The 13,473-nt window shown below is 64.5% G+C and carries 14 protein-coding genes; 7 read left to right on the forward strand and 7 right to left on the reverse strand.

Going from position 1 to position 13,473, the window contains the following annotated elements; genetic code table 11:
* The first annotated feature begins 65 nt into the window (after window positions 1-65).
* On the forward strand, window positions 66-956 hold the full coding sequence (locus Y882_RS03710) for a LysR family transcriptional regulator (protein ID WP_046970540.1): 891 nt from the start codon (window positions 66-68) through the stop codon (window positions 954-956).
* On the opposite strand, the gene Y882_RS03715 is transcribed toward Y882_RS03710, so the two are convergent.
* From Y882_RS03715 to Y882_RS03725, 3 genes are all read right to left on the reverse strand, one after another.
* Window positions 947-1,453 carry a VOC family protein gene (locus Y882_RS03715; RefSeq protein ID WP_052949657.1) on the reverse strand — a complete coding sequence of 169 codons (507 nt, stop codon included), beginning with the start codon at window positions 1,451-1,453 and terminating at the stop codon, window positions 947-949. The genes Y882_RS03710 and Y882_RS03715 overlap by 10 nt on opposite strands.
* A gap of 17 nt (window positions 1,454-1,470) precedes the next feature.
* On the reverse strand, window positions 1,471-2,523 hold the full coding sequence (locus Y882_RS03720) for an alpha/beta fold hydrolase (protein ID WP_046970541.1): 1,053 nt from the start codon (window positions 2,521-2,523) through the stop codon (window positions 1,471-1,473).
* A 340-nt stretch (window positions 2,524-2,863) separates the two neighbouring features.
* The gene (locus Y882_RS03725) at window positions 2,864-3,430 is read right to left on the reverse strand and encodes a cytochrome P460 family protein (RefSeq protein ID WP_052949659.1); all 567 of its coding nucleotides are present in this window, start codon (window positions 3,428-3,430) and stop codon (window positions 2,864-2,866) included.
* 345 nt (window positions 3,431-3,775) lie between these two features.
* Here Y882_RS03725 and motA point away from each other — a divergent pair, with 345 nt between their 5' ends.
* On the forward strand, window positions 3,776-4,645 hold the full coding sequence (motA, locus tag Y882_RS03730; protein ID WP_046970543.1) for a flagellar motor stator protein MotA: 870 nt from the start codon (window positions 3,776-3,778) through the stop codon (window positions 4,643-4,645).
* Window positions 4,642-5,655 (forward strand): flagellar motor protein MotB, encoded by a 1,014-nt coding sequence (motB, locus tag Y882_RS03735; protein WP_046970544.1) that lies wholly within the window; start codon window positions 4,642-4,644, stop codon window positions 5,653-5,655. Before motA ends, motB begins: the two co-directional genes overlap by 4 nt.
* Before the next feature lie 12 nt (window positions 5,656-5,667).
* Here the strand turns inward: motB and Y882_RS03740 are convergent, their stop codons facing one another.
* Complete coding sequence (locus Y882_RS03740; RefSeq protein WP_046970545.1) at window positions 5,668-6,522, reverse strand: LysR family transcriptional regulator; 855 nt, start codon at window positions 6,520-6,522, stop codon at window positions 5,668-5,670.
* 123 nt (window positions 6,523-6,645) lie between these two features.
* On the opposite strand from Y882_RS03740, the gene Y882_RS03745 reads away from it, so the two are divergent.
* On the forward strand, window positions 6,646-7,641 hold the full coding sequence (locus Y882_RS03745) for a zinc-dependent alcohol dehydrogenase family protein (protein ID WP_046970546.1): 996 nt from the start codon (window positions 6,646-6,648) through the stop codon (window positions 7,639-7,641).
* 50 nt (window positions 7,642-7,691) lie between these two features.
* Here the strand turns inward: Y882_RS03745 and Y882_RS03750 are convergent, their stop codons facing one another.
* Complete coding sequence (locus Y882_RS03750; RefSeq protein WP_046970547.1) at window positions 7,692-7,970, reverse strand: hypothetical protein; 279 nt, start codon at window positions 7,968-7,970, stop codon at window positions 7,692-7,694.
* Window positions 7,971-8,451: 481 nt separating this feature from the next.
* On the opposite strand from Y882_RS03750, the gene Y882_RS03755 reads away from it, so the two are divergent.
* The 3 genes from Y882_RS03755 (at window position 8,452) to Y882_RS03765 (ending at window position 11,481) form a co-directional block, all read left to right on the forward strand.
* Window positions 8,452-9,261 carry an SAM-dependent methyltransferase gene (locus Y882_RS03755; RefSeq protein ID WP_046970548.1) on the forward strand — a complete coding sequence of 270 codons (810 nt, stop codon included), beginning with the start codon at window positions 8,452-8,454 and terminating at the stop codon, window positions 9,259-9,261.
* 138 nt (window positions 9,262-9,399) lie between these two features.
* On the forward strand, window positions 9,400-9,696 hold the full coding sequence (locus tag Y882_RS03760; RefSeq protein WP_046970549.1) for a hypothetical protein: 297 nt from the start codon (window positions 9,400-9,402) through the stop codon (window positions 9,694-9,696).
* Window positions 9,697-9,777: 81 nt separating this feature from the next.
* A complete protein-coding gene (locus tag Y882_RS03765) occupies window positions 9,778-11,481 on the forward strand; it encodes a tetratricopeptide repeat-containing diguanylate cyclase (protein ID WP_244466205.1) in 1,704 nt (567 codons plus the stop codon).
* A gap of 9 nt (window positions 11,482-11,490) precedes the next feature.
* On the opposite strand, the gene Y882_RS03770 is transcribed toward Y882_RS03765, so the two are convergent.
* Together Y882_RS03770 and Y882_RS03775 are read right to left on the reverse strand one after the other, a co-directional pair.
* Window positions 11,491-12,441, reverse strand: coding sequence for a Dyp-type peroxidase (locus tag Y882_RS03770; RefSeq protein WP_046970551.1), 951 nt, complete (start codon window positions 12,439-12,441; stop codon window positions 11,491-11,493).
* Between the two features lie 30 nt (window positions 12,442-12,471).
* Window positions 12,472-13,452: a LysR family transcriptional regulator gene (locus tag Y882_RS03775; RefSeq protein ID WP_211259110.1), complete on the reverse strand. Its 981-nt coding sequence runs from the start codon at window positions 13,450-13,452 to the stop codon at window positions 12,472-12,474.
* Window positions 13,453-13,473: the final 21 nt, after the last annotated feature.

A 13,473-nucleotide genomic window follows, 5' to 3' on the forward strand; every position in this document is an offset into this window, starting at 1 on the left:
TGATAAGCCGCCATAAAGTGAATGGACTTATGATTAGTGCTCATGAATGACGTCCGGAGCCCAGCATGCCTCGCGAGAACTACAACGACCTCACGGCGTTTCTGGCGGTAGCGCGCGAGGGCAGTTTCACCAAGGCCGCCGCGCAACTGGGCGTGACGCAGTCGGCGCTGAGCCACGGCATACGGGGTCTGGAAGCGAGGTTGGGCATACGCCTGTTTCATCGCACCACGCGCAGCGTGTCGACCACGGAAGCGGGCGAACGCTTGCGCGAACGGCTGGCGCCGCAGTTCGAGGAGATCGATCACGCGCTGGAGGCCCTGGGCGACTTGCGCGATCGGCCCAGCGGCACGGTGCGCATCACCTGTGGTGCGCATGGCATCGACACGGTGTTGTGGCCGCGGTTGTCGAAGCTGCTCGCAAACTATCCGGACATCCGTATCGAGCTGATTGCCGATAGCCGGCTGCGCGATATCGTGGCCGAGCGCTTCGATGCCGGGGTCCGCCTGGGCGAGCAGATCGCCAAGGACATGGTGGCGGTCCGCATCGGACCGGACATGCGCATGGCGGCGGTGGCCTCACCCGGATATCTCAGCCAGCGCAAGGCAATACGCACGCCCAAGGACCTGGCCGATCATCGCTGCATCAATCTGCGCTTCCTGACCCATGGTGGGCTGTATGCGTGGGAGTTTGAAAAGCGCGGCCGCGAAGTGCGTGTGCACGTGGATGGCCAGCTTGTCTTCAACGAGACCAGGCACGCGCTGCGGGCGGCACTGGATGGCTTCGGCCTGGCCTACATGCCCGAAGACCTGGTGTTGAATGACATCGCCAAGGGCCGGCTGGTGCGCGTGCTCGAGGATTGGTGCCCGCCGTTTCCCGGCTACCACCTTTATTACCCCAGTCGCCGTCGCGCGTCGCAGGCATTCCAGCTGGTGGTGGATGCGTTGCGCTACCGCTGAACGAGCGCGAATTCAGCGCAGCTCTTCGCCGAACACGATGCGGTGGCCATCAGGCGTGACGATGGCGAACTCGCGCATGCCCAGGGCTTGTCGTCCAGCGCATGCCAGATCGATACCTGCTTGGCGAGCAGCTCCCGATAGAGGGCCGCGGCATCGCTCACATGGAGATAAGCGAACCAGGAGTGATCCTGGCATTGCGAGATGGGCAGTGCGTCCGGGCAATCGCCGATGCGCAGCCGGCAGGCACCGCGTTGCAGGAAGGACCAGCCATCGACGCGCAGGCTTTCCTCAAAGCCAAGCTGGTCGATATAGAAACGTCGCGAGGTTTCCAGATCGTTCACGGCCAATACGAATGTCGATGCGATGATTTCCGGCATGGCACGCTCCTGCTTGCTGGATTGCGCGATGGCGCGATGTCTTCGCCGCGATGGCGTTGGACCGACGCCGTACAGCACGCAGCGAGCGTAGCGCGTGAGCACCTGTTCGTGGTGCTTCACGCGCTCCTTGGGGTGACTCAGAGATGGTCGGCGTCGATCACGGCCTTGGCGAATGCCTCGGGTGCTTCCTGCGGCAGGTTGTGGCCGATGCCACCGTTGACCAGGCGATATTCGTACTTGCCGGTGAACCGCTTGGCGTAAGCACTCGGGTCCGGATGCGGTGCTCCGTTGGCATCGCCTTCCAGCGTGATGGTGGGCACGCCAATGGAGGGCAGCGCGGCGAGCTTCTTTTCGATCGCGTCGTACTGCGGCTCGCCTTCGGCCAGGCCTAGGCGCCAGCGGTAGTTGTGGATGGCCACGGCCACCTGGTCGGGGTTGTCGAGCGCGCTGGCGGAGCGCGCGAACGTGGCGTCATCGAACGCCCATTGCGGCGAGGCCAGTTCCCAGATCAGCCGGGCGAAATCGTGCGTGTACTTGGCGTAGCCGGCTTCACCGCGTTCGGTGGCGAAGTAGTACTGATACCACCACTGCAGTTCGGCCTTGGGCGGCAGCGGCGCGCGATTGAGTTCCTGGCTGCCGATCAGATATCCGCTGACAGAAACCAGCGCCTTGCATCGTGCCGGCCACAGCGCGGCCAGGATGTCTGCAGTGCGTGCGCCCCAGTCAAAACCGGCGACGACGGCCTGGTCGATCTTGAGCGCATCCAGCAGCGCAATGGCATCGACGGCGAGCGCGGCCTGTTGGCCGTTGCGCTTGGTGTCCGCCGAAAGAAAATGCGTGTCGCCGTAGCCGCGCAGGTAGGGAATGATCACCCGGTAACCGGCAGCGGCGAGGATGGGCGCCACGTCGACGAAGCTGTAGATGTCATACGGCCAGCCATGCAGGAGCAGCACGGGCTTGCCGCTGGCCGGGCCATCTTCCGCATAAGCCACGTCCAGGACACCTGCCTTCACATGCTTGAGCGGCTTGAACGAGGTATGGCCGCCCGCGGTGCTGTGCTTGACGGTGGCGGCGGCCGGTTTGGCCGTCTGCGCGCTTGCCAGCGACGCCAGGCCGAACGGCGCGATCGCCAGGCCCATGGCCGCCGCTCCAAGGAAAGTCCGGCGCTGCTGGTTGATCTGATCCGACATGAAACATCTCCCTGCGGGTTGGTGTGCCGCTATAGAAGACCATGCCGCTGTGTCTGTTCTGTGTGGAGAAGCGGGGGAATTGAAAGTTCGTGTACCAGCCATGCCCGTCGATACATTCGGATACAAATCGTCGCGCTGGTGATCTATCGCGACCAGTCAAGCCCGATGACCCACGGGACGTCGTGACGCGGAGGGCGACTTCATTCGTCCGATGCGTGGGTGAAGCGCTGCCTGGCTCGTCTCGAGGTCGGGCAAACAATTACCGCTTGGATACGGCAGCGCTCCAGCCAACAGCGCGCACTGAATCGAGCAGGTTGGCTCGATCCAGCGCAGATGCCATTCACCGCATCTGATACGGATGGAAGATGTGATCCTTGGCGGACACCTTCACGTGACAGGTGTGGCCGCAATCGGAAACGCCGGTGGGATCGGCGGAGAAGGTGCTGGTGGTGGCGTCGAAATCGAACAGCGCGTAGCCCCAGCCGGCGCTCTTGGGGAATCGCTTGCTGTCTTTCTCGATCACGAAAGCCTGGGTGAACACGTCCGGTACGTCGACGGCGAATGGGGCTTCGGTGCTCTTCTTGAACTTCCATTGCAGCTTGGCGATCTTGGAACCCTCGGGGAAGGGTTTGCCATTGCCGGGGATGCCCGACTTGTAGGCCTGGATCATGATCGGGTTGGCGACGATCACCTTGAGTACTTCGTCGGTACGCGCGGAGGAGACCACGGACCAGTCTTCATAGCCCTTGAAATCAGCGAAGGCGACGCCGCTGGGCGACACCAGCGAGTATTTGTCCTTGATGCTGACGCCGGCTTTGGCCTTGTCCTGCGCATACAGGGCCGTTCCACCCAGCGCTACCAGCAGTACGGCGGTGGTCGCAATGGCGAGCTTGCTTGTGCGCTTCATGGCTACTCCTCGCATGGTTGTCGTGGACACGCGTGGCCTGCGGACGTGAGTCCATCGGTCCGATCACAAATCATCGCGTTGCGTAAATCCATCAGACGAAGGTGTCGATGCCGGGCCATCAAGGTCCCGGCATGTTTCATCATCGAGACGCCCCGGCGTCTGCTCGACGCCAACTTCACGTGAGCCCCGGCGACCCACGCTCGGTCATGGTGGGCGCGGCAGCGGAAGTCGGCGTGAAGACTGCCGCCAGGCGACGACGTGGTTGGAAGCGTTTTCTAAACTTCCGGGTAACCGCGCCGATAAGACGTGAGCGCGGAGTGATGGGCTCCGTATCCCGGAGCGAACATGTTGGTACTGGTCGGTGCAGTGGTGGTGCTTGTGTGCGTGCTTGGCGGCTTTGTGCTGTCGCACGGCCAGATCCTTGCTCTATGGCAGCCGTATGAGCTGTTGATCATCGGTGGCGGCGCGCTGGGTGCGTTTCTTTCGGCCAATCCGTCCAAGGTGGTCAAGGCGGCCTTGCGTGATATCGGCGGATTGCTGAAGGGGCCCAAGTACAACAAGCAGGATTATGTCGATCTGCTGTCGATGCTCTATGAGCTGTTCAGCCTGATCCGCAAGGAGGGCCTGCTTGGCGTGGAGGAGCATATCGAGGACCCGCAGGCCAGCTCGCTGTTCTCCGCCTATCCGCGCCTGCAGCGCGAGCATCATCTGATCGAGTTCACCACCGACTGCCTGCGCCTGATGGTGGGCGGCAGCATGAATCCGCATGAGCTGGAACAGTTGCTGGAAGTGGAGCTGGAAACCCATCATCACGAAGCGGTGGCGCCCGCGCTGGCGGTGACCAAGCTGGCCGATGCGCTGCCGGGCTTTGGCATCGTGGCGGCGGTGCTCGGCATTGTCACCACCATGGGCCAGCTCGATGGCGACACCTCGCGCATCGGCATGCATATCGCCGGTGCGCTGGTCGGCACCTTCCTCGGCATCCTGCTGTGCTACGGCTTCATCGGCCCGTTGGGCGCGGCAATGGAAAACCGGGTGCAGGAGGATGGCCGCGCGTTCGAGTGCGTGAAGATCGCGCTGCTGGCCAATCTGCGCGGCTACAACCCGAAGGTGGCGGTGGAGTTTGCGCGCAAGTCGCTGTCGACCAACACCCGCCCGCGCTTCCAGGATCTGGAGGATCACCTCAAGTCGCCGCGCGCCAAGGCGGCCACGTGAGCGAGCAGGGCGAAGCACCGCTGATCGTCATACGCCGCAAGAAGCGGCACGGGCACGGCCATCATGGCGGTGCCTGGAAAGTTGCCTATGCGGATTTTGTCACCGCGATGATGGCGTTCTTCCTGGTCATGTGGCTGATCGGCGCGGGTACGCGCGAGCAGCGCGCGGCCATCTCCGAATACTTCAAGAACCCCAGCATGATGCAGGGCACGGCCACCATGGCGCCGCCGGGCCAGATGGGTCCGGGCGGCGCCAGCACCAGCATGATCAAGGCCGGTGGTGCGCTGGATCTGCCGCATGGGCCCGGCAAGGATCGCCAGGGCGCGGCGGCCGCCAGCACCGATCCCAAGGAAATCGAAAAGGAAGCGCGCAGGCAGGAACGCGCGCGGCTGGAAGAGTTGATGCAGCAGCTGCAGGCGGCGATCGAGAAGAGCCAGGCGCTGGCGCCGTTCAAGGATCAGCTGCTGCTCGACATCACGCCCGAAGGCCTGCGCGTGCAGATCGTGGACAAGCAGAACCGCCCGATGTTCGACCTGGGCAGCGCGCAACTGCGGCCGTACACCACCACGATCCTGCAGGAGCTGGCCGGCTTCATCAATCGTGTGCCCAATCGCATCAGTCTCTCCGGCCACACTGATGACGCGCCGTACAGCAGCGATCATCAGTACAGCAACTGGGAGCTCTCCGCCGATCGCGCCAACGCGGCGCGACGCGCCTTGCTCTCCGGCGGACTCACCGAGGACAAGATTGCGCGAGTGGTCGGACTGGCTGCCTCGGTGCCGTTCGATCGCGTGAACCCGGGCGATCCGATCAACCGGCGCATCAGCATCATCGTGATGAACCGACAGGCCGAGGCCACGTCGCTCTCGCAGGAAAGCGCCAGCGCCGACCACGACGCGCCTGCGCTGCTGCCTGCGATCGCGTCGATCGTGCCGGCGAAACCGGCCATCGTCGTCGTATCGGGGGCGGGCGCCGCCGATGCCGCCGAGGTTCACGTCGACTCGCCGTAAGGCGCGAGGCGCCTAGTCGCTGGCCAATCGATCGATCACCAGATCGAGCAGGGCGCGCAGACGCGCGAGCCGACGCAGATCGCGGTGGTAGCCGATCCAGGTGTCGCGCGTGGGCGGCTCCTCCTTCATCGACAGGCGTTCGATGCCTGGCGTGGCGTCGCCCAGCGGTCGCGGCAACACGGCCACGCCGGCGCCGCTGGCGCACAGGCGCGCGTGCACGTCGCGCGCGTTGCTGCGGAAGGTGACGCTGGCGTTGGGAAATTGTGCGCGCAGCCAGCTGACGTCGGGCATCTCGCCGAATGCCTGGTCCATGGTGATCAAGGACGCGCCCCTGCCATCGCCGACTTTCGGTTTGCGCGCACCCTTGCGCTGGTAGACGCCGTAGTGCATGCGCAACAGTTTTCGCGAGACCACGTCGGGCTCGTCGAACGGCCGGATGCGAAAGGCGAGGTCCGCTTCGCGGCGGGCCAGGCTGAGCAGGCGGGTGTCGGTGAGCAGTTCCACCGTGACGCGCGGATGTTGCTGCGCGAACTCGGCGAGCACGGGGGCCAGCACCTGCGCGCCGAACCAGTCTGACGAGGTGATGCGCAGCAGGCCATCGAGTTCCTGCTGCTGCCCGGCCAGTTCGCGCTGGAAGCCGAGCACTTCCTGTTCCATGCGCTCGGCGTGCTGGCATACCAGCGAACCTTCTTCGGTAAGCACGAAACCATCGCGGGTGCGCTGGAACAGGGTCTGGCCGATCGCCGCTTCCAGGGCGCGCAGGCGCCGGCCCATGGTGGGCTGGGTTTGTCCCAGCGTTCGCGCCGCCGCGCCCAGGGTGCCTTCGCGGGCGATGGCGAGGAAAATGCGCAGATCGCTCCATTCCATCGTGGTGCTCCCCACTCGTTGTGGAAGTCATGCAGATTTGCATGAGCAGCATGCGATTTATTTGGTTTTCATGCAATTTGGACTGGCGTAGCTTGGTTTCATCCGAACTACGAGGCCTTGGCCATGAACGCGAATCCGTCAATGCAAGCCGCCGTGCTGGAGCAGTACGGCGATACCTTCCGCCGCACCGCCATCGCGCGGCCCAGCCCCGGCGAGGGGCAGGTGCTGGTGCGCATCCTCGCCAGCGCGGTCAATCCGCTGGATCTGAAGATCCGCACCGGCAAGGCCGAACATGCGCGGCACCCGCTGCCAGCCATCCTGGGTATCGACATGGCGGGCGTGGTGGAGAGTGTCGGGCCTGGCGTCAGCGCGTTTCGCGCCGGCGATGAGGTGTACGGCATGACGGGCGGTGTCGGCGGCGTGCAGGGTTCGCTCGCGGAGTACGCCGCGGTGGATGCGCGTCTGCTGGCACCCAAGCCATCCCACTTCAGCATGCGCGAGGCGGCGTCGCTGCCGTTGGCCTTCATCACCGCATGGGAGGGTCTGGTGGATCGCGCCCAGCTGAAGGCCGGGCAGCGTGTGCTGGTGCAGGGCGCCGGCGGCGTGGGCCACGCGGTCATCCAGTTGGCGCGCGCATTCGGTGCCAGCGTGGCCGCGGTCGACTCGGCGTCGAAAGCTGCGCAGATCCGTGCCTGGGGCGCGACCGCCATCGAGCGCGGCACGCCGGTGGAAGACTATGTGGCCGAGCATGCGCAGGGTCGCGGCTTCGATCTGGTCTACGACACCGTGGGCGGCGAGGGTCTGGATGCCTCGTTCCGCGCCGTCAAACGCTTTGGCCATGTGGTGAGCGCGCTCGGTTGGGGCACGCATGCGCTGGCGCCGCTGTCGTTCCGCCCCGGTACGTACTCGGGCGTGTTCACCCTGTTGCCGCTGCTGACCGGCGAAGGGCGCGAACATCACGGCGAGATCCTGCGCGAGATCACGCGACTGGCGGAGGCGGGGCAGATCGCGCCGTTCGTCGATGCGCGGCACTTCAACTTGGACGCGGTCGCCGACGCCCACGCACTGATCGAGCGACGCGAAGCGCGCGGCAAGGTGGTGATCGACGTCGCCGCCTGAAACAAAAACGGCCGGCGAGTGCCGGCCGTTCCTGGAAGGGCGGGAGGGGATTACTCCTCGCCGTCTTCCTCGTCTTCTTCTTCCTCGCCTTCGTCCTCGAAGGTTTCGAGTTCTTCGACGCGCAGGAAATTCGGCGCCGCGTCGGCAAAGCTCACCTGCTTGCCGTTGGCCAGCATCGGGCGAACATCACGCCGGGTGCTGCCGTTGCGCACCGACTCCACCAGCGCAAAGCACACCAGCGCCTCGGCGCTCTCGTCGCCGTCTTCGTCAAACACGGCAACCCAACCCGTGGCGGGCATGATCTGGAGGATGTTTTCTTGTGAGGACATGACACTTCCGGTTTGGGGAAACGCTGAAGCTTGCCGGGTGCCCGGCGGGACTGCAAGCGACGATTTCGTGACCGCTCAAGCGCCTGCTTCCGTGCCAGTGCGCCGATGGCAAAGCGCCCCATTCGCCTCGGTGCAGCGGCCTCCATGGCGCTGTCATACTGGCCGGCTACCGTACGGCCTGCGGCATCGGAGCGGCCGTGGCTGCGGCCTCGGCCATCTGGCGAAGGCAGTAGCAAGGGTGCCGTCGACGACGAAGACGCGACAGCTTTCCTTGCGAACAGCTGTCGGCTGGCTACGCGCGAACGGCCATGGGGAGCCGTTTTGCTGTAGCGTCCGGCGAGGGCCGGGACGTCGCTGGGGTGAGGCTCGACGACCGACGCCGGTGTGAGCCTTTTCTGTTTGTCATATGTCTCTTGGCGTGCGCAGCGTCACAGAATTGCCCTACTATCACGCGATGACAAATCCTGCGACTCAGCCCCCTATGGAAGGACAACGTGGCAGCCTGGCCTGCGTAGGCCTGGGCATGACCCTGGGCTCGCACCTGACACCCCTGGCGCGCAGTCATATCGCGCAGGCGGACGTGGTGTTCGCGGGACTTTCCGACGGCATCGTGGAAATGTGGCTGCAGCGCATGCATCCGGACGTGCGCAGCCTTCAGTCCTACTACCAGGAAGGCAAGTCGCGCCTGACCACCTACCGCCAGTGGGTCGACCTGATGATGGCCGAAGTGCGTGCCGGCAAGCGTGTCTGCGGCGTGTTCTACGGGCATCCCGGCATCTTTGCGTGGTCGCCGCACAAGGCCATCGAAGCGGCGCGCGCCGAAGGCTACGCGGCCCATATGGAGCCGGGCATTTCCGCCGAGGACTGCCTGTACGCCGATCTGGGCATCGACCCGGGCCGGTACGGTTGCCAGCATTACGAAGCCAGCCAGCTGCTGCTGTTCGAGCGCCGCATCGATCCGACCTGCTACCTGGTGCTGTGGCAGGTGGGCCTGGTGGGAGATCGTTCGCTGGCGCGCTTCCAGACCGGTTCGGCCTATCGCCAGGTGCTGGTGGAACTGCTCAGCGAGCACTATCCGCTGGACCATGAAGTGATCATCTATCGCGCAGCGACCTTGCCGATCCAGCAGCCGGGCATACGGCGCGTCGCCTTGCGTGAGCTGCCGCATATCGAATTACCGGCCGAGGAAACCGTGGTGCTGCCGCCCGCGGAAAAACTGAAGCCGAACCTGGCCATCCAGGCACGCCTGGCTGCGCTGGACGAATTGGAAAAGGCCGGCATGCCGGCCTGACGGGATAGAGTAGTCGCATGCCACGCGGGAAGGGCGCGGGGTGCGATGACAGGGTGCTGGCGGGTGCTGCGTGCCGTGGGACGCAGAATCCGACGGGAAGTTGCAAGACCATCATCGGAACAAAACCGGGGGAAACGTATGACAGACACGATGGATTGGCTGGAGGCCATTGGCCAGGACGCTACGCTGCGTCACGCCTCGGCCGACGCATTGAATAGCACGCTTGAGGCGGCGGACGCGTCCGAAGCGCTCATGGCCGCCGTGGCATCCGGCGACAGCGCCTGGCTGAGCCAGGAGTTCGGGCACCGCGACATGTTCGTGAACCAGGCCTCGCAAACCTTTCCCGAGGGCGACGAGCCCGAGCGCAAGGACGATGACGAGGAAGACCAGCAGGGCATCCCCAAACCGCAAAGCGTCCCCTCGCCCAAAGGCTAGGCGACCGGGATGCTGCACCGGCGGCGCAGAAGTTGGCCATGGCTCGCTTTAGCGGGCCTGGCCTTTTGCGCATTGATCGAGGTGGCGCATGCCTCGACGACGATTGCCGATCCGGGGGCATTCCTGGAGCAGACCGAGCGGGTGCGCACGACCGACCACCCGCGATTTGTCCTCATGCTGGCGCAGATGCGCAATGAGGCTCCGCAGATGTCCGCGGGGCAGCAGTGGTATCTGCGTTATCTGGAGGCCTGGCAGACGGCTTTCGAGGGCGACGCTGGCAAGGCCAACATGATGTTGCGCGACGTGATGGAACACTCCGGCGACATCACTCTGAAAGCCAAGGCCTCTGCCTTGCTCATGCACAACCTGGGTCTGAACAACCACTACGAAGAGGCCTTTACGCTGGCCAATCAGCTGGTCTCCGAGTTGCCCGATATCACCGACAAGCTGGCCCGTTTCACCGTGCTCGCCAACTTGTCGCAGCTGATGACGGCCGCAAAGCAGAGCGACCTGGGCTTCAAGTATGCGAGCCTGATGGAGGAGACGCTGCCCCCGGGCGAAAGCTTGTGCAATCCGCTAGCCCTGGAGATTGGCGCGCTTTACGAGAGCAAACAGCTCACCTCGTCCAGCCCGACCCTGCAGCAGGGGATAGACACCTGTCTTGCCGCCGGGCAACCGGTGTTTGCCAACACCTTGAGGCTGGTCAAGGGCGATCTCTACCTCAGCGAAGGGCAGTCCGCCAAGGTGCTCGATCTGGTCAATCGCATGTTGCCCAGCATCAATGCCAACCGCTATTACGCCCATGTACGGGCCGCACAGGTACAGCTGGCACTCGCATCCGAAAAATTGAATGACGACAACAGCGCGCGCAAAGCGGCGCTTACCGTGCTGAACATCAGCGGCCCGGATGAAATTAGCGATGCCCTGAAGGACGCCTATGGCGTGCTTTACCGCATCGAGCGCAAGCACGGCAATATCGCCTCCACGCTTTCCTACTATGAGCGCTTCGTGGCCCAGGACAAGGGCTACATCGACGGCATCAGCGCAAGGACCTTGGCCTATGCCGCCGTGCAGCAGCACACGCTGGCGCAAAAGCTGGAAACGGAACGGCTGAGCAAGCAGAACAGCATCCTGCGCCTGCAGCAGGCGCTGGACACCAAGGCGGTCGAGACCAGCCGGCTGTACATCACCCTGCTGCTGGTCGTGCTGGTGTCCATCGTGTTCTGGCTGCTGCGCATCAAGCGCTCGCAGCTGCGCTTCAAGATGCTTTCCTATCACGACGGCCTTACCGGCATCTTCAATCACCAGCATTTCGTCAGCGAAGCGGAGCGTGTGCTGCGTGTGCTGGACAAGCGTCATGGTGGCGCCTGCCTGATCTCGATCGACCTGGATCATTTCAAGCAGATCAACGACACCCACGGCCACGCGACCGGTGACGTGGTGCTCAAGCACACCGTCGCGCTATGCAAGCGCCAGCTGCGGCCGACCGATCTGTTTGGCCGTCTGGGCGGCGAAGAGTTCGGCATCCTGTTGCCCGACTGCTCGCAGGAGCAGGGCATGGCGATTGCTGACCGCATCCGCACGGCGATCGAGGCGACGCCGGTGTCCAGCGATGGCGGGCTGGTGGCCTTCTCCGCCAGCATCGGCCTGGCCTCCACCGACAGCTGCGGCTACGAGCTGCAACGCCTGCGCAAAGAGGCGGATGCAGCGCTCTATCGCGCCAAGCGCACGGGACGCAATCGCGTGATGACCGATACGGAAAGCGACGGCCTGGTCAGCGTCTGACCTCGTCTGCTAGCCGCTCGCCGCAGTGGCTGGCGTTGGCGCATTCTCGAGAAACGTCGCCGACGGCACGAAGAACAGCGAGCCGGTCACGGCCTTGCTGAAGTCGAGCAGGCGATCGTAGTTGCCCGGTGGCTGGCCCACGAACATATTGGTCAGCATCCGTTCGATGCGCGCAGGGGAGCGGGCATAGCCGATGAAATAGGTGCCGAACTCGCCCTTGCCGACCTCGCCGAAGGGCATGTTGTCCCGCACGATTTCCAGCGCCTCGCCGTTCTCCTCGATGCTGGTGAGCACGTTGTGCGCGTAGGGTGCTTTGGCCGTGTCGTCCAGTTCGATGTCCGAGAGCTTCCTGCGGCCGATGATGGTCTCCTGCCGCTCGACCGGCAGCGCGTTCCACGCCGTCATGTCATGCAGATACTTCTGCACGATCACATAGCTGCCACCGGTGAAGGCGGGGTCTTCGTCGCCGATGATGGTGGCGTCGATCGCGCCCTGGTCGACCGGGTTTTCCGTGCCGTCGACGAAGCCCAGCAGATCGCGCTCGTCGAAATACTTGAAGCCGTGCACTTCGTCCACGACGGTCGCCACCTCGCCGATGCGGCACAGGATCTGCGTGGCCAATTCGAAGCACAGATCCATATGGGTGGCGCGGATATGAAAAAGCATGTCGCCCGGCGTGGACACCGCATGGTGCACGCCCTTGATCTCCTGGAAGGGATGAAGGCTTGCCGGCCGCGGCTGGCCGAACAGCCGGTCCCAGGCGTCGGAGCCGAAACCCATCACGCAGGACAGACGTCGATCCGGCTTGCGAAAGCCGATGGCGCGCAGCAGCGAAGCCATATCGCCGCACAGCGCCCGCACGGCGTCGCCGCTGCGTGCGTCCGGCTGCAGCATCACCACGAGAAAGATGGCGGCATGCGTGAGCCGCGCGGTAACCGGTTGCGTCACGATGGAAGTCACCCTTCGCTCCTTGTCGTTGTGGTCTGGAGGCTAGCGCCTGGTCGGGCGATGGCGCCCATCCGAAGCAAACGCCATCGCTTCTTTCGCGTTGGCAGGAAGATGTTCGGCCATTTCGGCGTGCAGAAATTCGACCATGCGCCGCACCCGTGGCGGTTGAAACACGTTGGGATGATAGATCGCATGGATGGGCGCCGGCGCAGACCATGCCGGCGCATGCACGAGCTGCAGGCGGCCCGCGCGCACATCGGCGGTCACCGCCCATAGTTGCCGATAGGCGAAGCCATGGCCGAGCACGGCCCAGCGCCGGATCACTTCGCTATCCGTGCATTCGTGGTATCGGCGCACGCGGACGAGGTGTTCGCCAAGACGCCACTCATGGCGCGGACCGGCCTTGGTGGTGAGCACCAGGGTTGGCAGCTCGGCCAGGTCGTCCGGGTGGGCAGGCATGCCATGGCGTTCGATGCAGGCCGGGGCAGCGCATACCACGCGCCAGCTGTCGGCCAGATGGCGGGCCACCATGTCGCTGTTTTCCAGCGCGCCGACGCGGATGGCCACGTCGATATCGTCCGGCACGAAGCGCGACAGCGAATCGGACAGGGTCAGCACGATGCGCACGTCCGGGTGCAGGCGCATGAAGCGATCGAGCATGTCCACCAGCAGGTTGCGCCCCAGATCGGACGGCGCCGATATGCGCAGCGTCCCGCTGACGCGGTCAGTGCCGCTGCGCACCGCGCGTTCGGCGTCCTGCATGGTCTCGATGGCCATGCGGCAGGAGGCGATGTAGATGCGCCCCTCATCGGTGAGGCGCAATTGCCGCGTGGTGCGCTCGAACAGCCGCGCTCCCAGCATCGCCTCGACGCGTTGGACACAGGCGGAGGCGGCGGCGGGAGAAAGCCCCGCCCGGCGGCCGGCGGCGGACAGGCTATGGAGGTCGGCCGCGTCGACCAGCAGTTGCATGTCGCTCAGGCGGTTCATCCGATCCAGTCCTGCTGCAGGGACAGGATCGATCATCTTCAAATGTCCTTTGAAGGT

The organism is Dyella japonica DSM 16301 (genome assembly GCF_001010355.1).
GTDB classification, from domain to species: domain Bacteria; phylum Pseudomonadota; class Gammaproteobacteria; order Xanthomonadales; family Rhodanobacteraceae; genus Dyella; species Dyella japonica.

Bases quoted from the DNA above. Each gene is read 5' to 3' on its own strand.
- Y882_RS03710 (WP_046970540.1), top strand. From the start codon at position 66: ATGCCTCGCGAGAACTACAACGACCTCACGGCGTTTCTGGCGGTAGCG.
- Y882_RS03720 (WP_046970541.1), bottom strand. From the start codon at position 2,523: ATGTCGGATCAGATCAACCAGCAGCGCCGGACTTTCCTTGGAGCGGCG.
- Y882_RS03725 (WP_052949659.1), bottom strand. From the start codon at position 3,430: ATGAAGCGCACAAGCAAGCTCGCCATTGCGACCACCGCCGTACTGCTG.
- motA (WP_046970543.1), top strand. From the start codon at position 3,776: ATGTTGGTACTGGTCGGTGCAGTGGTGGTGCTTGTGTGCGTGCTTGGC.
- Y882_RS03740 (WP_046970545.1), bottom strand. From the start codon at position 6,522: ATGGAATGGAGCGATCTGCGCATTTTCCTCGCCATCGCCCGCGAAGGC.
- Y882_RS03745 (WP_046970546.1), top strand. From the start codon at position 6,646: ATGAACGCGAATCCGTCAATGCAAGCCGCCGTGCTGGAGCAGTACGGC.
- Y882_RS03750 (WP_046970547.1), bottom strand. From the start codon at position 7,970: ATGTCCTCACAAGAAAACATCCTCCAGATCATGCCCGCCACGGGTTGG.
- Y882_RS03755 (WP_046970548.1), top strand. From the start codon at position 8,452: ATGGAAGGACAACGTGGCAGCCTGGCCTGCGTAGGCCTGGGCATGACC.
- Y882_RS03760 (WP_046970549.1), top strand. From the start codon at position 9,400: ATGACAGACACGATGGATTGGCTGGAGGCCATTGGCCAGGACGCTACG.
- Y882_RS03775 (WP_211259110.1), bottom strand. From the start codon at position 13,452: ATGATCGATCCTGTCCCTGCAGCAGGACTGGATCGGATGAACCGCCTG.